Source organism: Micromonospora sp. NPDC005163 (genome assembly GCF_053599835.1).
Map to the genome: position 1 here is coordinate 13,680 of NZ_JBSFYP010000007.1, position 17,198 is coordinate 30,877.

20 protein-coding genes and 1 tRNA gene are annotated in these 17,198 nt (G+C 72.7%); 9 read left to right on the forward strand and 12 right to left on the reverse strand.

The genetic code is table 11. The features are described from left to right. Window positions 1-14: 14 nt before the first annotated feature. The gene (gene orn / locus ACWD6N_RS07670; protein ID WP_354967990.1) at window positions 15-605 is read right to left on the reverse strand and encodes an oligoribonuclease; all 591 of its coding nucleotides are present in this window, start codon (window positions 603-605) and stop codon (window positions 15-17) included. A gap of 72 nt (window positions 606-677) precedes the next feature. Here orn and ACWD6N_RS07675 point away from each other — a divergent pair, with 72 nt between their 5' ends. Then, complete coding sequence (locus ACWD6N_RS07675) at window positions 678-1,946, forward strand: glycosyltransferase 87 family protein (RefSeq protein ID WP_354967989.1); 1,269 nt, start codon at window positions 678-680, stop codon at window positions 1,944-1,946. A 32-nt stretch (window positions 1,947-1,978) separates the two neighbouring features. On the opposite strand, the gene ACWD6N_RS07680 is transcribed toward ACWD6N_RS07675, so the two are convergent. The 4 genes from ACWD6N_RS07680 to ACWD6N_RS07695 form a co-directional block, all read right to left on the reverse strand. Continuing rightward, window positions 1,979-3,037, reverse strand: coding sequence for a hypothetical protein (locus ACWD6N_RS07680; RefSeq protein WP_450004632.1), 1,059 nt, complete (start codon window positions 3,035-3,037; stop codon window positions 1,979-1,981). 150 nt (window positions 3,038-3,187) lie between these two features. Beyond that, the gene (locus ACWD6N_RS07685) at window positions 3,188-3,928 is read right to left on the reverse strand and encodes a YcnI family copper-binding membrane protein (protein WP_450004547.1); all 741 of its coding nucleotides are present in this window, start codon (window positions 3,926-3,928) and stop codon (window positions 3,188-3,190) included. Window positions 3,929-3,945: 17 nt separating this feature from the next. Continuing rightward, window positions 3,946-5,613, reverse strand: coding sequence for a copper resistance CopC/CopD family protein (locus ACWD6N_RS07690; RefSeq protein ID WP_449938372.1), 1,668 nt, complete (start codon window positions 5,611-5,613; stop codon window positions 3,946-3,948). 47 nt (window positions 5,614-5,660) lie between these two features. Next, window positions 5,661-6,296 carry a zf-HC2 domain-containing protein gene (locus ACWD6N_RS07695; RefSeq protein WP_450004548.1) on the reverse strand — a complete coding sequence of 212 codons (636 nt, stop codon included), beginning with the start codon at window positions 6,294-6,296 and terminating at the stop codon, window positions 5,661-5,663. Window positions 6,297-6,403: 107 nt separating this feature from the next. Here ACWD6N_RS07695 and ACWD6N_RS07700 point away from each other — a divergent pair, with 107 nt between their 5' ends. Genes ACWD6N_RS07700 through ACWD6N_RS07715 form a run of 4 tightly spaced genes read left to right on the forward strand, consistent with a single transcriptional unit; the run spans window position 6,404 to window position 9,333 of the window. Further along, window positions 6,404-6,994, forward strand: a complete 591-nt coding sequence (locus tag ACWD6N_RS07700) for a sigma-70 family RNA polymerase sigma factor (protein ID WP_450004549.1) — start codon at window positions 6,404-6,406, stop codon at window positions 6,992-6,994. 32 nt (window positions 6,995-7,026) lie between these two features. Beyond that, window positions 7,027-7,551, forward strand: a complete 525-nt coding sequence (locus ACWD6N_RS07705) for a MauE/DoxX family redox-associated membrane protein (RefSeq protein WP_449938376.1) — start codon at window positions 7,027-7,029, stop codon at window positions 7,549-7,551. Further along, window positions 7,544-8,260 carry a DsbA family protein gene (locus tag ACWD6N_RS07710; RefSeq protein ID WP_387326859.1) on the forward strand — a complete coding sequence of 239 codons (717 nt, stop codon included), beginning with the start codon at window positions 7,544-7,546 and terminating at the stop codon, window positions 8,258-8,260. Before ACWD6N_RS07705 ends, ACWD6N_RS07710 begins: the two co-directional genes overlap by 8 nt. After that, window positions 8,257-9,333 carry a hypothetical protein gene (locus ACWD6N_RS07715; RefSeq protein WP_450004550.1) on the forward strand — a complete coding sequence of 359 codons (1,077 nt, stop codon included), beginning with the start codon at window positions 8,257-8,259 and terminating at the stop codon, window positions 9,331-9,333. Before ACWD6N_RS07710 ends, ACWD6N_RS07715 begins: the two co-directional genes overlap by 4 nt. A gap of 11 nt (window positions 9,334-9,344) precedes the next feature. On the opposite strand, the gene ACWD6N_RS07720 is transcribed toward ACWD6N_RS07715, so the two are convergent. Genes ACWD6N_RS07720 through ACWD6N_RS07735 form a run of 4 tightly spaced genes read right to left on the reverse strand, consistent with a single transcriptional unit; the run spans window position 9,345 to window position 12,029 of the window. Then, the gene (locus tag ACWD6N_RS07720) at window positions 9,345-10,103 is read right to left on the reverse strand and encodes an energy-coupling factor ABC transporter ATP-binding protein (protein WP_450004551.1); all 759 of its coding nucleotides are present in this window, start codon (window positions 10,101-10,103) and stop codon (window positions 9,345-9,347) included. Further along, the gene (cbiQ, locus tag ACWD6N_RS07725) at window positions 10,100-10,870 is read right to left on the reverse strand and encodes a cobalt ECF transporter T component CbiQ (RefSeq protein ID WP_074317458.1); all 771 of its coding nucleotides are present in this window, start codon (window positions 10,868-10,870) and stop codon (window positions 10,100-10,102) included. The genes ACWD6N_RS07720 and cbiQ overlap by 4 nt, the downstream gene beginning before the upstream one ends. A gap of 17 nt (window positions 10,871-10,887) precedes the next feature. Continuing rightward, entirely contained in the window at window positions 10,888-11,316 is a 429-nt protein-coding gene (locus ACWD6N_RS07730; RefSeq protein WP_450004552.1) for a PDGLE domain-containing protein, read from the reverse strand. Then, on the reverse strand, window positions 11,313-12,029 hold the full coding sequence (locus tag ACWD6N_RS07735; RefSeq protein WP_449938389.1) for an energy-coupling factor ABC transporter permease: 717 nt from the start codon (window positions 12,027-12,029) through the stop codon (window positions 11,313-11,315). Before ACWD6N_RS07735 ends, ACWD6N_RS07730 begins: the two co-directional genes overlap by 4 nt. A gap of 194 nt (window positions 12,030-12,223) precedes the next feature. Between ACWD6N_RS07735 and bcp the strand changes: the two genes are divergently transcribed. The 4 genes from bcp (at window position 12,224) to ACWD6N_RS07755 (ending at window position 14,333) form a co-directional block, all read left to right on the forward strand. After that, window positions 12,224-12,700 carry a thioredoxin-dependent thiol peroxidase gene (gene bcp / locus ACWD6N_RS07740; RefSeq protein WP_450004553.1) on the forward strand — a complete coding sequence of 159 codons (477 nt, stop codon included), beginning with the start codon at window positions 12,224-12,226 and terminating at the stop codon, window positions 12,698-12,700. Between the two features lie 29 nt (window positions 12,701-12,729). After that, entirely contained in the window at window positions 12,730-13,644 is a 915-nt protein-coding gene (locus tag ACWD6N_RS07745) for a hypothetical protein (protein WP_450004554.1), read from the forward strand. Further along, window positions 13,630-13,713 (forward strand) — tRNA-Leu (locus tag ACWD6N_RS07750). The genes ACWD6N_RS07745 and ACWD6N_RS07750 overlap by 15 nt, the downstream gene beginning before the upstream one ends. Before the next feature lie 92 nt (window positions 13,714-13,805). Then, window positions 13,806-14,333, forward strand: a complete 528-nt coding sequence (locus tag ACWD6N_RS07755; RefSeq protein WP_450004555.1) for an N-acetyltransferase family protein — start codon at window positions 13,806-13,808, stop codon at window positions 14,331-14,333. A 4-nt stretch (window positions 14,334-14,337) separates the two neighbouring features. Here ACWD6N_RS07755 and ACWD6N_RS07760 read toward each other — a convergent pair whose 3' ends face one another. From ACWD6N_RS07760 to ACWD6N_RS07770, 3 genes are all read right to left on the reverse strand, one after another. Next, window positions 14,338-15,342 (reverse strand): expansin EXLX1 family cellulose-binding protein, encoded by a 1,005-nt coding sequence (locus ACWD6N_RS07760; RefSeq protein ID WP_450004556.1) that lies wholly within the window; start codon window positions 15,340-15,342, stop codon window positions 14,338-14,340. 145 nt (window positions 15,343-15,487) lie between these two features. Next, window positions 15,488-16,306 (reverse strand): MOSC domain-containing protein, encoded by an 819-nt coding sequence (locus ACWD6N_RS07765; protein WP_450004557.1) that lies wholly within the window; start codon window positions 16,304-16,306, stop codon window positions 15,488-15,490. Window positions 16,307-16,310: 4 nt separating this feature from the next. Next, entirely contained in the window at window positions 16,311-17,144 is an 834-nt protein-coding gene (locus ACWD6N_RS07770) for a class I SAM-dependent methyltransferase (protein ID WP_450004558.1), read from the reverse strand. Between the last annotated feature and the right edge of the window lie 54 nt (window positions 17,145-17,198).

A 17,198-nucleotide genomic window follows, 5' to 3' on the forward strand; every position in this document is an offset into this window, starting at 1 on the left:
GGCTTCACCGCGGGTCAGAGGTCGGCGGCGATTCCCTTGGCGGTCTCCACGTCCGGGCCGGGCAGCGGCACGAAGATGGTCCGCCGGTAGTACTCCAACTCCCGGATGCTCTCCCGGATGTCGGCCAGCGCGCGGTGCGCCAGGCCCTTCTGCGGCTGGCCGAAGTACACGCGGGGGTACCAGCGGCGGCACAGCTCCTTGATCGACGACACGTCGATCAAGCGGTAGTGCAGGTGCGCGTCGAGGCGGGGCATGTCCCGGGCGATGAAGCCGCGGTCGGTGGCGATCGAGTTGCCGCAGAGCGGCGCGGTACGCGGATCCTTGACGAAGCTGCTGACGTACTCCAGCACCCGGTCCTCGGCCTCGGCCAGTGTCACCGGCGAGCGGCGCACCTCCTCGGTGAGGCCGGACTTGGCATGCATCGTCCGGACGATCTCCGGCATCGCGTCCAGCGCGGCCTCATCGGCGTGGATCACCACGTCGACGCCATCACCCAGCACGTTGAGGTCAGGATCGGTGACCAGTGCCGCAACCTCGATCAGCTTGTCCCTGCCGAGGTCCAAACCGGTCATCTCACAGTCGATCCAGACGAGGAGATCAGCCACCGGGACAGCCTACGCGCCGCCCACGACCCGCGGCTGCGCGCTCTCGACGGAGCAGCCCGCTAGGGTTTCGGAGTGCCAGCCGAACCCGTCGTACCGCCCGCCGTCACCGACGACGACCCCGGCGGCCGTGCGGTTCGTCGCCTGGTCGCGGTGGTGGCGCTGATCGCCGTGCTGCCGGCGCTCTACCTGCCCGGTCTGGTGCACAACTTCTTCGACCTGAAGATTTACATGTCCGCGATGGACTGGTGGACGGCGGGGAACCCGCTCTACGACTACGTCCAGCCGGATCGGGTGCAGGGTGAGCTGTATTTCACCTACCCGCCGTTCGGCGCGCTGCTGCTCTGGCCGTTCGGGCTGATCCGGCTCGGCGTCACCGTGGCGATCTTCACGGTGCTCACCGTGCTGGCCGTGGTGGTGACCACGCGGTGGCTGGTGCTGCCGGTGATCGCCCGGCACAACCTGCCCCGGACGTTCACCCTGACCGTCGCCGTGCTGCTGGTGCTGGCGGTGGAGAGCACCCGCGAGACGATCACCTTCGGGCAGATCAACATGCTGCTGGTCGTGCTGATCCTGGCCGACCTGCTGTTCGCGGTGCCGCAGGCGCGGCGCTGGGCCGGGGTCGGAATCGGGCTGGCGACGGCGCTCAAGCTCTTCCCGGGCATCTTCATCGTGTACCTGCTGGCCACCCGTCGGTGGCGGGCCGCGGTGGTGGCGAGCGCGACCGCGGCGGCGGCGACCCTGCTGGCGGCGGCGGTCGCGCCCGGCGACTCGTGGCGCTTCTGGACGCAGGAGCTGTGGGACAACGACCGGGTCGGCCGCACCGACTACGTCGGCAACCAGTCGCTGTTCGGCCTACTCAGCAGGTTCACCGCACCAGAGAAGCCGGACCGGCTGCTCTGGCTGCTGGTGGTCGCCGTGGTCGCCGGCTACGGGCTGTGGCGGGCCGCCCGCGCGGCTCGGGCCGGTGATCGTTTGACGGGTCTGACGTTGACCGGATTGGTCGGCGCCCTGGTCAGCCCGATCACCTGGACCCACCACATCTACTGGTTCGTGCCGGCGGTGGTGCTGCTCGCGGACGCGGCGCTGCGCGCGGACCGGCCGGACGAGGTACGCCGACGTCGGTGGTTGGTCGCACTCGCGCTGGGCACCGCCGCTGTGATCATCTACGGGGTGGTGACGTTCCAGGACTGGGGTACGGAACCGGTCCGCACCCATGACCCGGTGGACTTCGTCGTGCAGAACGTCTACGTGCTCCTCAGCCTGCTGCTGCTGGTGACGCTGCCGGTGCGGGCGGGTCGACGAGTGGAAAAGTCGCACCAAATGGACAGATCTCCCCAGTAGCGACCATCGGCGCTAACCTGGTCTCATCTACCTCAAGCGTCGCTCGGGTAGCACCGATCCCCCGGTGAGGGTGGCCCTCCGCGTCGGCAGCGCGGAGGGCCACTCGCCGTTTCGTCCACCGTCACCGGCTGGGCCGTCGGCCCCGGAGCGGCCGGCGGCCAGGCCAGACTCAACGCCACCTCCGGTGGACGGGGCAGTCGGGCCGGCGCCTCCAGGTCGGCGAGGGTGCTCGGCCGGGCCGGTTCGATCGCCGACCTCGGCCGCTCACCGGCCCCGGAACCGACCGGGGTGAGTTGCCGCCCGGCCGGCAGGGACCGTGCCACTGGGGCGTCCCCGACGGACGGGCCGCCCAGTCCACTCAACGAGCTGACCCCGAGCCGGCCGGCGAGCACCGGCACCTGGTCCGGCTCGACCACGAAGACCACCTCGCGCGGGCGTGGCGGGCGCAGCAGGAGCACCGCCGCTCCGACCACGAGCAGCACCCCGACCGCCAGCAGCCCCCAGGTGGCCGGGGTGGTCCAGCCGGCCCGCAACTCGGCGCGCAGATCCAGGGCCAGGTCGCCGGCGCCGTCGGGTCGCATCACCACCAGGCTCATCGGCGCACCGGCCAGGTCGTCCGCACTCCACTCCAGCGAGCCGATCCCCTCGCGTACCCAGAACGGGCGACCGAGCGGGGTGACCGGCCCGGCGGTCGGGGCGTCGGTGGACGGGCCGGCCGGGTCGAGCCGGACGGGCAACGGACCCCGCGCGAGCGCCACCCGCCGGACCGAGGCGTGCGGCACCGGCTCCAGCCAGCGGCGTACCTCGGCGGTGGGCGCCAGCCCCACGAAGGCCGGGCCGCCCGGCGTGCGGGCGTCCACCCGCAGCCGGGTCTGCGCGGTACGCGCGAACGGCGCCTCCTGGCGCAGCAGCCGGTCGAGGTCGGTGACGACCACCGCGTGGCCGGGCGTGCGGACCGTCTCGAACCGGGCGGCGAAGGTCCCACCGGGGTCGGCGTGCCGGGTCACGAGCCAGAGCGCGCCACCGGCGAACAGCACCGGAATCCCGATCACCAACAGCAGCACTCCGGCGATCCCCCGCACGAAACGCATTCGCACCGTCCCCCTCCGTAGCCAGATACCCGGCCGACCTTACCGACGTACACCGTCTGATCAGGGGATATCCGCGGCACGGTCGGTCCCGTTCCCGGAAAGCACGCTGGCCCGCCGGATTCCCGGCGGGCCAGCGGGTGTGCGGTGGGGTCAGGACTTGGCGGCCGGCTCCCGACGGGTCCGGGCGAACGCCAGCCCGCCCAGCACCAGACCGGCGATGCCGGCGACCAGACCGGCGATGCCGAGGCCGACCGCGGTGCCCTCGCCCTCGTCGTCGTCATCGTCGGCCGGCGCGCCGGCCGCGTTGGCGGACGTGGCGGGCGCGGCCGACCCCGACGGCGCGGCGGCGGCCAGGGTGAGCACCGGCGCCGGGTTCTCCGGCTCCTCGCCGCCCGCCGCGGGCTCGTCGATCCAGCGCGACACATTGCCGTCCGAGTAGGTCTGCAGGGTCTTGAAGACCATCGAGTCGACCTGCGGGAGCGGCCCCATCGAGACCGGGAACTCCTGGAACTGGCCCGGCTTCACACCCGCGTCACCCGTGGCCGTCCAGGTGAGCTTGGCGACCGCCTCGGTGATCGGGGTGCCGTGCACCTCGATCGGCGGGTCGACCTTGCGCTTCTCCACGGCCACCGTCCAGCCCGGCACCGGCATCGTCGACACCGAGCCGACCGGGGCGTTCTCCGGCAGCACGATCTCCACCTTGGTGGTCGACGCGGTGTCGCTCTCGTTGGGCACCCGGAACGCCACCCGGGCGTAACCGCCCTGGGTCGCCTCCTTCGGATTCACCGTGACGTGGGCGGAGGCCGGCCCGGCGAAGCCGAGCACGGCGGTCGCGACGGCGGTGAACGCCAGGGCGGTGGCGGCGGTTGCGGTACGCCGGAGACGGGTCATGGGTTTCGGGAGCCTCTCTAACGGATGGGCACGGTGGCGGTCACCGTGGCCTGGTCGATGTCGGACGTGCGAACGGTGATCTTCAATTGCCAGTCGCCGGCCGCCGGCAGGCTGACGTCCCCGTAGGCGTGGCTGTCCGTCAGCGGCAGCAACGGGACCTCGATCGGCTCGATCCCGGCCGAGGGCAGCGCGGCGGTCGCCCGCCACTCCACCGCCGGCAGCGGCTGGTTGGTGTCCTTGGCGTACGTGTACAGGTGCATCGAGTTGTTGCCCCGCTGGGCCGGGTCCAGCTCGACCTGGAGCGAGAAGAGCGGGCTGGACAGGGTGGTGGAGAAGAAGCCGGCCTGGGTGCCGGACGGCTCGGTCACGGCGGTCCGGGCGGGCGTGGTCTGCACCAGGGTCGCGGACAGGCCCAGCACCACCACGGTGACGGCCAGCTCCACCAGAACCGCCCGGCGCACCGGCACGGGCCGCTGCGCCGCGGTGCGCCGGCGCACCAACTGCCGGGAGTACGCGGCCACGGCGATCACCAGCGCGAACAGCCCGATCTTGGCCAGCAGCAGCCGCCCGTACGTGGTGTTGACCAGGGCGTCGAAGGTGGCCACCTCGATCAGCGCCTGGACGGTGCCGGCCAACAGCAACGCCGAGACGGCCAGCGCCGCCCAGCGCGACCAGATCGGCAGGATCGCGCCCAGCTCGCGCTCGTCGGCCTGGCGCAGCAGGAAGCCCGCGAGCATCAACAGGCCGCCCAGCCAGACGGCCATGCTGCCCAGGTGGACCGCGTCGACCACCACGGAGACCGCCGGGGCCGGGGACGCCGCCGGGTGCCCGGCCAACGGCCAGGTCAGCAGGGCCGCCCCGCCGAGCACGGCCAGGATGATCGCGTCGGTGCGCCCGGACGGTCGGGCCAGCAGCGGCCGGAGCAGGAACGCCGCGGCCGCCAGCAGGCCGAGCCGGACCAGGTGGGCGGCGCCGAAGGCGCTGCCGAACACGCTGCCGAACCCCTCGCCGGTCACCTCGAAGAGGCCGCCGCCGGCGGTGTAGGGCACCTGCAGCCACAGGTCGGCGAGGGTGGCGACGGCCACGAGACCGAGGCCGGTCCAGGCCAGCCGTGCCGGTCCCCTGCGCGACAGCCGGCGTGGCCACAGCGCGGCGAGCACCAGCGCCGGCCCGACCAGCAGCACCAGGCCGGCGTACCCGAGGAAACGGGCCACCTTCACCGCGTTGCCGACCACCGGGTTGGCCCGGCTGTCGTCGCCGGAGTCGACCGGCGGTGTCGAGGGTGCGCCGACCGAGTAGGTGAACGCGCCGGACACCGGGTGGCTGTCCGCGGAGATCACCCGGAAGCTGACCAGGTAGGTGCCGCGCTCGCCGGCCGGATCGACCGGGATGGACACGGCGGCGCCGTCGAAGCTCGGCTCACCCCGGTCGGCGCGGGAGCCGTCCGGCGCGATCACGCGGATCTTGCCGGGAACCTTGCGTACCGACTCGCTGAACGTGAGGACCACCTCGGCCGGCGCGCTCGGCACCACCGACGAGGCGGCCGGGCTGCTGCTCTGCAGCACGGCGTGTGCGCTGGCGGGAGTGGCCGGGGCGATCAGGAGGAGGACGACGGTGACCAGAAGGCCGGCGGTGGCGGCCAACCGGGCGAGCCAGCGGCGGGGGGCGACAGTCATGCTGGCCATGCTCGCCGACGGGAGTGGATCTCGGCGACCCGAGTCCGGTGAGTCGTTCACCCGCGCCCTGCCGCCAGCACCGGCGTGAGCGGCCGGTCATTCCCGCCGGTACGAACCAGCGCCCACAGCAACCCCGCCTGCACCACGGCGGCAAGGTGGCCGACCTCGTTCATCAGCGCGGTGGTCGAGTTGGCGATGTCCACCACGCTGGTGCCGGCCAGGCAGACCGCCAGCACCAGGGCCACCGGCAGGAAGGCCCGGGCTCTCTCGGGCCGCCAGGCGGCCAACGCGAAACCCACCGCCAGGGCAACGTCGAACGAGGCCATCTCCCGGCTGGTGTGCGGGTCCACCGACACGCCCAGCCCGGCGAGGAGGATCGGCAGCGCGATGGCCAACTGCGCCACCGCGGCCACCGCCACCGCGATCCGCAGCACCTGTCGGCGGGCCCGCCGGACGGCGGCCGGGCTCCGGTGGGCGGAATCGGCGGCGACCGCGGCCAGCACCGCCGCGGTGAGGTCGGGCACCTCCACCGGCTGCACCCGGACCAGCCGGGTCACCTGCTCGGCGCGGGCCAGCCAGGCGCGGCAGCCGGCGCAGGTCGCGGTGTGGGCGTCCAGCGCCGCCGGGGACGCCTGCGGGTCCTCCTCGTCCAGGCGCGCCGACAGCGCCGCGCGTACGTGGTCGCAAGTCATGACGGGGTAGTCGGCCCAGGGCGGGGAAAAGTTCCGGACGTGGCGCAGAACATCCAGGGGCCGAAGGGCTCTGCTGTCGCGCCCGGCGCCGCGTAACCTGGTTTGTCGTGATCCCCGTCCCGCGTGACACCGGTGCCGCCGGTCCGGCCGACCCGGCCGATGGCGGCGCCCGGGATCCGGCCACCGAGTGGGCGTTGACCGCGCGCGGCGGCGACCCGACCGCCCAGGCCGCGTTCGTCCGGCTGACCCAGGTCGAGGTCTGGCGGTTCGTCGCCGCCCTGGTGGACCCGGACAGCGCCGACGACCTGACGCAGGAGACGTACCTGCGGGCCTTCCGGGCGCTGCCCGCGTTCGAGGGTCGCTCCAGCGCCCGTACCTGGCTGCTCGGCATCGCCCGGCGGACCTGCGCCGATCACCTGCGTACGGTGATCCGGCGACGTCGGCTCGACGAGCGGCTGGCCGCGAACGCGTACACCGACCGCCCGCACCCGGAACCGGCCGGGCAGCTCGGCGCCGCCGACCTGGTTGGCCGGTTGAGCGCCGAGCGGCGGGCCGCGTTCGTGCTCACTCAGCTGCTCGGTCTGTCGTACGCCGAGGCCGCCGCCGTGGAGGGGGTGCCGGTGGGCACGATCCGATCCCGGGTCGCCCGGGCCCGCGACGACCTGGTCGAGGCGGTCGGCGACGCCCTGACCGGCTGAGCCGGGAACTTCCGGCGGAGACGGGACGACCAATGACCGTGACAGCACCTTCCGGCCACGTCGGTCGCTGGGCCACCGCCCGGCCCTGGCTCGGCATCGCGGCCCGACTCGGCCTCGCCGCCGTCTGGCTGATCGCCGGCGCGTCGAAGGTCGGCGACCTGGCCGCCTCCGGCCGGGCCGTGAACGCCTACCAGGTGCTGCCGTACGACGTGGCGACCGCGGTCGGCGCCGCGTTGCCCTTCGTCGAGCTGGCGCTGGGTGTGCTGCTGCTGCTCGGTCTGGCCACCCGGCTCACCGCCGGTGTCTCGGCCGCGCTGCTGGTGGTCTTCATCGCCGGGATCGCCTCGGCCTGGGCGCGTGGCCTGGCCATCGACTGCGGCTGCTTCGGCAGCGGCGGGCAGCTCGCCGAGGGGCAGGCACCCAGTTATCTCCCGGAGATCCTGCGCGACCTGGGATTCTTGGTGCTAGCCGGCTTTCTGCTGATCTGGCCACGTACGCCCGTTTCGGTGGACGGGTGGCTGTCCGGTGAACCCGCCGTGGAGGACGAGGATGAGTAGTCGCAAGGGGCAGCGGGACGCGGCCCGGGTTGTCCGCCAGCAGCTGGCCCGCGAACGGCGGCGCCGCCGCACCGTCTGGGTCTCCGCCGCCGCGGTCGCCGTGCTGGTCATCGCCGGCCTGATCGGCTGGGGCGTCTGGTCCAGCCAGCGCTCGGACGACTTCACCACCCCGCCCGGCGCCAACGCGGACGGCACCGGCATCGTCACCGGTGGCGGGCCGGTCACCGTCGACGTCTACGAGGACTTCCTCTGCCCGGCCTGCAAACAGTTCGAGCAGACCAGCGGGGCGACCCTGGAGCAGTTGGTGACCGAGAACAAGGCGAAGGTCGTCTACCACCCGGTGGCGTACCTCAACCGCTTCTCCACCACCGAGTACTCCACCCGCTCCTCGGCCGCCTCCGGCTGCGCCGCGGTTGGCGGCAAGTTCCGCGAGTACGCCAAGGCGCTCTTCGACAGGCAACCGCCGGAAGGCAGCGCCGGGCTCACCGACGACGAGTTGATCGACATCGGCGCGGGCGTGGGCCTCGACCGGGGCTCGTTCGGTGGCTGCGTCAAGGACAACACCTACCGGACGTGGACCGAGCACGTCACCGACGAGGCCAGCCGGGGCGACGTCACCGGCACGCCGACCATCCTGGTCAACGGTCAGCCGCTCGCCGACCGCAGCCCGCAGGGTCTCACCGCGGCTGTGGCGGCGGCCGGCAAGTGATCCGTACCCTGCTGGCCCGCGCCGGCCTGGTCGCCACCGCCGCCTGCGCGGCCACCCTGCTCACCGCGGCACCCGCCGCCGCGCACGGCGCCGACGCCCCGGACGCCACCGACTACCGCACCCGGACCACCGGCGTCGCCCCGGCCCGGCCCGGGCTGGAGGTACGGGTGGTCGAGGCGGGCGCCCGGCTGGAGCTGACCAACCGCACCGGCCGCCCGATCGAGGTGATCGGCTACTCCGGTGAGCCGTACCTGCGGATCGGCCCGGACGGGGTCTTCGAGAACACCCGCTCCCCCGCCACGTACCTGAACCGCACCATCGCCGGGGACACCACGCTGCCCGCCGAGGCGGACCCGGCGGCCACCCCCTCCTGGCAGCGGGTCGCCGAAGGAACCACGGTGCGCTGGCACGACCAGCGCGCGCTGTGGCGGGAGTCGCAACCGCCGGACGCGGTACGCGCCGCGCCGGACCGCGAGCACCGGGTCCGGGACTGGACGATCCCGCTGCGCGACGGCGGCGACCCGGCGCAGATCCGCGGCACGCTGGACTGGCTGCCGCCGCCGGACGCGTACACCTGGTGGGCGGTGACCATCGTCGGGCTGCTCGCGGTGGGCGCGCTCGGCCTGCTCGCCGCCGCCGCGCCGGCCGGAGCCCGGGCGCTGTCCGCCCTGGGCGTGCTGCTGATCGCCGGCGGCGCCGTCGCCGTGCTCTACCCGGTGGGCCGGGAGCTGGACGCCGGCGCCCAGGGCGTGGGCGGGGTCCTGGTCGGGCTGCTGTCCGGGCAGGTCTGGTCGCTGCTCACCGGTCTCGGCGCGATCGCCGCCGGTTGCTACGCGCTGGGCCGCCGCCCGGCCGCCGACTTCGCGGTGGCGCTGGCCGGGGCCTGCCTGGCACTCTTCGCCGGGGTGGCCAACGCCGCGGTGTTCGCCCGGTCCGTCGCGCCGGTGCCCTGGCCGGCCGAGGTCGCCCGGGTCATGGTGGCGCTGGTGCTGATCATCGGCGCCGGCGCGACCACCGCCGGCGTCCTGCGCCTGCACGTCGCCTCCCGAACCGCCGCCGCCGCCCGGACCTGACCCGCCGCCGGTCAGGGGCGCGGAGCGAAGCCGTACGGCAGTTCCAGGCGGTGGCGGGCCAGGAGCGTCGAGTCGGCCAGCAGGTCCAGCGTGGGGGCGTCGGCGACGATCCGGCCACCGTCCAGGATCACCGAGCGCTGGCACAGCTCCGCCGCGTACGGCAGGTCGTGCGTCACCATCAGCAGCGTCACCGGCAGCTCGCGCAGGATCTCGGCCAACTCGCGCCGCGCCGCCGGGTCCAGGTTCGACGACGGCTCGTCCAGCACCAGGATCTCCGGGTGCATGGCGAGCACGGTGGCCACCGCCACCCGGCGGCGCTGCCCGAAGGAGAGGTGCTGCGGCGCCCGGTCCCGGTGCTCACTCATCCCCACCGCGGCCAGCGCCTCGTCCACCCGGGCGGCCAGCTCCGCCCCGCGCAGGCCCAGGTTCGCCGGCCCGAACGCCACGTCCTGCGCCACGGTGGGCAGGAAGAGCTGGTCGTCCGGGTCCTGAAAGACGATGCCCACCCGGCGGCGCACCTCGGACAGGGTGGCCCGGTCCGGCGTCACGGTCAGCCCGCCGACGCTCACACTGCCCTCGGTCGGAGTGAGGATGCCGTTGAGGTGCAGCACCAGCGTGGTCTTACCGGCGCCATTGGGCCCGAGCAGCGCCACCCGTTCCCCACGCGGCACGGTCAGGTCCACCCCGTGCAGGGCGACATGCCCATCCGGGTACGCGTACCGAACGCCACGTACGTCCAGCGAGACAGCGGTCTGCACGACACCGATCATGTCAGCACGACGGCGGTGGCGGCGATGGAGGCCGCAACCACCGGCACGGTCGCCGCGACCAGCCACTGACCGGCGGTCGCCGCACCGTCGCCCTGCCACACCTCGGGCATCCGCCCGGAATAGCCCCGGGACAGCATCGCCAGGTAGACCCGCTCGCCGCGTTCGAAGGCCCGCAGGAACAGCGCCCCGATCCCGGCGGCGAAGCCCCGCAACTGCCACAGGAAGCGCGGATCGTCACCCCGGGAGATCCGGGCCACCCGCATCCGCCGCGCCTCGCCGACCAGCACGTCGAGGTAGCGCAGCATGAACGTGGCGATCTGGGTGAGCACCTGCGGGCAGTGCAGCCGGTCCAGCCCGACGATCAGGTCCCGGGTGGTGGTGGTCGCGGCGAGCAGCAGCGAGGCGAGAACGCCCAGGGTGCCCTTGGCCACGATGTTCCACGCGCCGTGCAACCCGTCCTCGGACAGCCGCAGGCCCAGCACGTCGACCCGCTCGCCGGCACCGAGGAACGGCAGCGCGACGGCGAACAGCACGAACGGCAGCTCGATCAGCGCCCGGCTGAGCAGCCACCGCGGCCCCACCCGGGCCAGCGCCGCCACCGCCGCCACCAGCAGGGCGTACGCGCCGAAGGCCCAGAACGCGGCGCGCGGGGTGGCCACCACGGCGACCGTGAAGACCACCATCGCCACGATCTTGACCTCGGGTGGGAGCCGGTGCACCGGCGAGTCGGACTCCCTGTACAGCACGTGCCCGTGACCGGCACCCATCCGCGTACTCCCCTTGCTCAGCCGGCCGCGCCGGCGCGGGACGTGGCCGCGTCACCCTCGGCCGGCGTCGCGCCCTCGGCGGGCGTCGCCGTGTCGCCCTGGGTCGCCGTGCCGCCACGGCGGCGCAGCAGCCAGAAACCTCCGGCGCCGATCGCGAAGGTGACCAGCACGCCGAGCACCCCGGAGAGGCCGGTGGAGAGGAAGCTGTTCTCCACGCCGCGCACCCCGTAGTCGGCGAGCGGGCTGTCCCCCAACTCGTGATCCCGGGCCTGCTGGGCCGGGCAGTTGCCGCCGACGATGTTGTCATCGGCGTCGACGGTGCACCCCTTCAGCAGCGACGAGTCCAGCCCGTCCGGGTGGGACGAGGCGTAGTTGCTCACCAACCCCGCCAGCAGCAGGGCGACCAGGAGGCCACCGGCCAGGAAGGCCCAGGAGCGGTTCTTCATCGGACACCTCCGACGGCCGGAACGGTGGGTACGGTCGCGGGACGCAGCCCGCGCAGCGCGTAGACGAGATCGGGGCGCACCTTCGCCACGGTGACCACGGTGGTGGCGGTGATCAGACCCTCGCCGATGCCGATCAGCAAGTGAACGCCGGCCATCGTGCCGGCCAGGCCGGCCAGGTTGCCGCCCAGGTCGGTGGTGCCGCCCAGCCAGTACTGCAGGACGAAGCCCTGGGACGCGACCACCACGCTGAGCATCGCGGCGACGAACCCGGTGACCGCCAGGCCGGCGGGCGTGCGGGGCAGCACCCGCAGCAGCACCGCGATCAACACGTACGCCGCGGCGGTGCCGAGCAGCGCCATGTTGGTGATATTGAGCCCGAGCATCGCCACGCCCCCGTCACCGAAGATCAGCGCCTGCACGACCAGCACCACCGACACACAGAGCGCGCCGACCCACGGGCCGACCAGCATCGCGGCGAGCGCACCACCGAGCAGGTGGCCACTCACCCCGGCCGTGAAGATCGGAAAGTTGAGCATCTGGACGGCGAAGATGAACGCGGCCACCAGGCCGGCCATCGGGGCCAGGCGGTCGTCCAGGTCGCGCCGGCCGCGCAGGACGCAGCCGGTGAGCGCGGCCAGGGCGAGCGCCGCGAAGACCGCTGCGACGGGACCATCGATGATCCCGTTCGAGATGTGCATCGCCAGGGTTTCCACGCGACCTCCCACGCGTCAGCGGACCCGTTCGGGCCGGCGGGGTCAGCCTATTTCCCAAACCTCGTTGTTGCCATACCTTGGCAACAAGGCATGTCCTTGATCACCATTTCGGACCGGGGTCACCGACCGTCGGCCGCGAATGCTCGGCGCGTCGCCTGCGGCGGCACCGGCGAGCCCGGCGGTATCGTCGGGCCATGACCGCGCCCGACCGCCTCTCCCCCGGTGACCCCGCACCCGAGTTCACCCTCCCCACCGACAACGGTGACCAACTAGCCCTGGCCGACCTGCGAGGCCGCAAGGTCGTCCTCTACGCCTACCCGGCCGCGATGACCCCCGGCTGCACCAAGCAGGCCTGCGACTTCCGCGACTCGCTCGCCTCCCTCCAGGCCGCCGGCTACGAGGTGGTCGGCATCTCCCCGGACAAGCCGGAGAAGCTGGCGAAGTTCCGCGACCGCGACGCGATCACCTTCCCGCTGGTGTCCGACGCGGACAAGGCGGTGCTCACCGCCTACGGCGCCTACGGCGAGAAGCAGATGTACGGAAAGACCGTGACCGGCGTGATCCGCTCGACGTTCGTCATCGACGCCGACGGCAAGATCGAGCGGGCGCTCTACAACGTCAAGGCCACCGGGCACGTCGCCAAGCTCCGCCGCGACCTCGGCCTGGACTGACTGTCGTACCGGGCCCTTAGCGTGCGTTGATGGTTCGCTACAAATACACGCCCGACGTGCTCGCCGAGGCAGCCGCCGCCGCCCGGAACATCACCGAGGTGATGCGGCTGCTCGGCGTACGCGTCAGCGGCGGCTCCCATGCGCACATCAGTCGGCAGCTCAAGAAGTTCGGCATTGACACCTCACATTTCACTGGCAGCGCCCACAACCGCGGCAGTTCGGCGCCGCGCGTCCCCGCGCATCAGGTGCTCATCAAACTGCCCCGGAACGCTCGGCGCACTCCCGGCACCAGGCTGAAGCGGGCGCTCCTGTTCATCGGGTTACCGGTCGAGTGCGAGGCCTGCGGCGTGGGTACGGTCTGGCAAGGGAGGTCACTCGTCCTACATGTTGATCACATCAACGGGGACTTCCTCGACAACCGTCCGCCCAACCTGCGACTGCTGTGCCCTAACTGCCACAGCCAAACGAACACCTACGCAGGCCGGAAGCCGCGTGCCGACGCGGTCAACGGCCGAGCAAGCGGCAGCCAACCCGCCGCCGACGCTGAGCGACCTCCGCCACCACTCGCAGACGATGACATTTACAGGCTGCTTCGTCAGGTCGAGAAGGGCGAGGTAACGGCGGTTGAGGCTGCTCGGCTGATCAAGTGCTCGCGGCGTCACGTCAGTACCCTGGTCGGGCGCTTAAGGGCAACCGGGACTATAGATCCTCCCTCGCGCGCTCGCACCCGTGAGATGCAGCAGCGTTTCACAGACCTCGTGATCGGCTTCGCTCTTGCCCATCCCGAGTGGGGAGCGCACCGGGTTGCGCAGGGCTTGGCGGACATGACCGCGGGCGAGTGCGCCCTAGGCGGCCACGCCGTGTCGGCGATACTCCGATCGGCCGGCCTGTGCACCCCGGCGGCCCGACACTCTAGAATCAGCAAGTTGGCGGGAGTGGCGTAACGGCAGCCGCGGTAGGTTTAGGTCCTATTGTCCTATTTGGACGTGGGGGTTCGAATCCCCTCTCCCGCACAATTGAGTCGCACGTGAGTGCTCGGCGTGCGAGCTGTCGGTCGGATCACACCTCGGGCCGGCCGGGTGCTCGAGCGGTCAGGATTGGCGCCGTGAGTCTGCGCCTCGTCCTCGACCCCGACCTCACCCCGCAGTTGCGCGCCGAGATCGTCGCCCTCTGGGTGGACGTCAGCAACGCCGGCGGCGCGGTCGGCTTCGTGCCCCCGGTCACCGCGGCCGATGTCCGCGCCACCGCCGACCCGACCTTCGCCGGCATCGCCGACGGACCGGACCGGCTGCTGGTCGGGTACGCCGGCGACCGGCTGGTGGCCGTGCTGATCTTCTGCGACAACAGGTTCCCGCTCAAGGCGCACTGGTGCGTGCTGAAGCGGGTGATGGTCCACCCGGACACCCAGGGCGCCGGCTACGGCTCGTCGCTGATGCGCGAGGCCGCCCGGCTGGGCCGGGAGCTGGGCCACGAGGCGCTGCACGTGACGGTGCGGGACGGGCTGGGGTTGGACGGGTTCTACCGCCGGCTGGGGTACCGGGAGATCGGTCGCCTGCCGCGCGCACTGCGGGTGGCGCCCGGTGACGACCGGGACGAGATCCTGATGTGGCTGGACCTGACGCCGATTGACTGAGCGGTCAGCTCGCGCACCAGCGGGCCGTGGCCCCGGCCGGGCGGGTGGCCGGCGGGTTGGCCACCGCCGTGGCCGGCGCGCTCGCCTTCGCCACCTCGGCGGGGCGGCGGGCCGGCGTCGGCGTACCCGCTGGTCGGTTGGCGGACGGCCGGGCCGACGCGGACGGACGAGAGGTGGCGGTTACCGCACCGCGCCCGTACATGCGGACCGTGCTGGTCTGCACCTGGCCGGGCGCCATCCGGATGCCGGCGACGGTGGCCCGGTTCCCGTACACGTCGGTCACCCGGATCGTGTACGGGCCGGCGCCGGCACCGGAGGCGATCAGCCAGTAGTTGTAGTCCTGCCGGGCGGTCGACTGCCACGGGCCGCTGTCACCTCTCCGGACCTCGACGGCGTGCAGCGGGTTGCCGTGGTTGCCCACCCGGACGGCGAACCAGAACTGCGACGCGCCCTCCTTGATCCGGAAGGTGAGCGGGCCGGGTAGTGGCGGGTTGACCACCGCGCGGTAGGTGATCGGGACGAGGCCCTGGACCGGGTCGGCGATCCGGGCGAACGCCTCGCGGGACAGGTCGAGGTGCCCGGGTTCGCACTCCGGGCACTGGTCCATGATCAGGACGCGGACGCTGCCCTTCGGGCCGGTCACGTCGAGGAATCCGCCGCAGGCGGCGCCGGCGGCGTACTCCGTCGGTCCGAGCGCGACGTAGAGCCGGTTGGCCGGGGCGGCCGGGTTCGAGCAGTTACCACCGGCGCCGTTCGAGTCGTAGAAGGTCGCCTTGCCGCTGTGCGTGGCGGTGCCGGTGGGCGGCGCGGCGAGCGCGCGGCCGGCAGCGCAGGCCGGAGTGGAGCCGGAGCGCAGCGCAAGGGTGAGCCCCAGGACGGCCGCGAGGACGGTGACGCCGGTGGCGACCAGCCAGGGGATGGGGCCGGACGAGGGCGTGGGCCGGTCGTCCGGAACCCGGTCGAGGTCGATGTCGATGTCGACGCCGCCGGGAGCGCTTCCGTCCGTCACGCCGCGATGCTGCCCGAACCGTCGTCGGCCGGACAAGCCGGCTAAGCGAAAGCTAAGACAGTGTCGACGGACGGTGATCGCTGCGCTCCCGCAACAGACCTGCGGTCAGGCTCGCCGCCGCTAACCGGGGGCGGTCGGCATCCGGTCAGGCGTCGATGACGACCGGGGCGCCGACGACCATCGGTCCACTGTCGACGGGCACCAGGTGCAGCCCGAAGAGGAGTTTCTGTTGGACGTTGCGGTACCGGCCGAGGGTGCGCAGGGGCTCCTTCGTGCGTACCCCGGTCTCCTGGTCGGTCGTGGTCACCACGCAGCGGTCGCACGGCCCGGCGGCATGGAACCGCAGGTCGCCGATGCGCAGCGACCGGCCGGCCCAGTCGTCCTCGGCCCACGCAGGGGCTCCGTCGACCACCAGGTTGGGCCGGAACCGGGCCATCGGCACCGGCTCCTCCCCGGCCTCGGCGAGCCAGTCGTTGAGCGCGTCGAGGGAGGCGGCGTTCGCGAGCAGCAGTGGGTAGGCGTCCGCGAAGCTGACCTGGTCACCGGTGTCGTGTTCGCGATCTCCGGCGGCAAGGTGTCGGGTCGGCCGGGCCAGCCAGACCAGTCGGACCGGCCGGCCGAGCAGCGCGCCGAGCCAGGCGTCGGCCACCGGCCCGGCGGGTAGCGCGGGGACCGGGATCTTCCGGCTGCGGAAGGTGCGCACGGCGATCGGATCTCCGCCGGCCGGCTCGGGCACGTCGAGGTCGGGTTGCCCGTCGGCGCGCAGCGAGAGGCCGCCGGGATGAACCGTGGCGCGCAGGTCGACCAGCCGGGTGGTCTCCCGCTGGGTGACGCCGACGCCGTCGGCGTCCACCATCATCCAGCGCCGGTCGCCCGCCAGGCCCCACGGATGCACGAGGGCGTCGTCGTGGTCGAGCCGGTGGCAACCCTTGACGGGGTACGTGTGGATCGAGGTCAGCCGCACCCGGCTACCATGCCACGCCGATGCCGTCCCCGGGGTACCAGTGGTTGGCGGGGCTTTCCCGGTAGGCGAGGAACCGCCGGCCGGTGAGCTCGGCGTGTTCGGCGAGCACGTTGGTGCTGGTGACGTTGTCGGTGAGCAGGATCGCGCCGGGGGCGAGCTTCGACTCCACCGCGTCGAACTCGCGCTTCTCGTGTGCCCGGCTGTGGTCGCTGTCGTGCAGGAACAGGTTGACCGGGCGGTCCAGAGCACCGATTGAGGCGATCGAGTCGCCGATCACCAGGTCGACCACCTCGGACCAGGGAGCGGCGTGGGCCAGGTAGCCGGCCTCGGGGTTGATGTCCAGCGAGGTGGCCCGGCCCGGGTGGCCCTCCTGCGCGTTGCGCAGCAGTGCCGCGGCCAGCACACAGCTGCCCAGGCCCTTGTCCACACCGGTCTCCACCACGTGCGCCGGGCGGGTGGCTCGGACCATCGCGTACCAGCCGATTCGGCGGGCGTAGCGGACCTGTTTGTCGGCCAGCCCTCGCCGGGCGGAGCCCGCGGTGGCCCGCTCGATGTGCTGCCGCAGCGGCTGGTCGGACTCGATCTCGTCGAACCAGCCGCGGACCTGCTTGACCGGGCGGTCGCAGGCCACACTGACGAACCAGGCCAGGTGGTGGCGGCTGAGCTTGGTGAGCTCGTAGGTGTAGTTGTGGTGCTCCCGGGAGGTGACCAGCCAGCGGGCCGAGGTGCGCAGCACCTTGACGTCGTGCCGGGCGACCCGCGCGAGCCGTTTCGGGAAGGCTGCGACGGGCGCGAGCCGGGTACGGGCGATCGCCCGTCGGAGCTTCGTTGCGTCCACCGGAGCTTCTTATCAGGCCGACGCGCCGTGCGGCAGAGGAAGTTGCCATTGAGT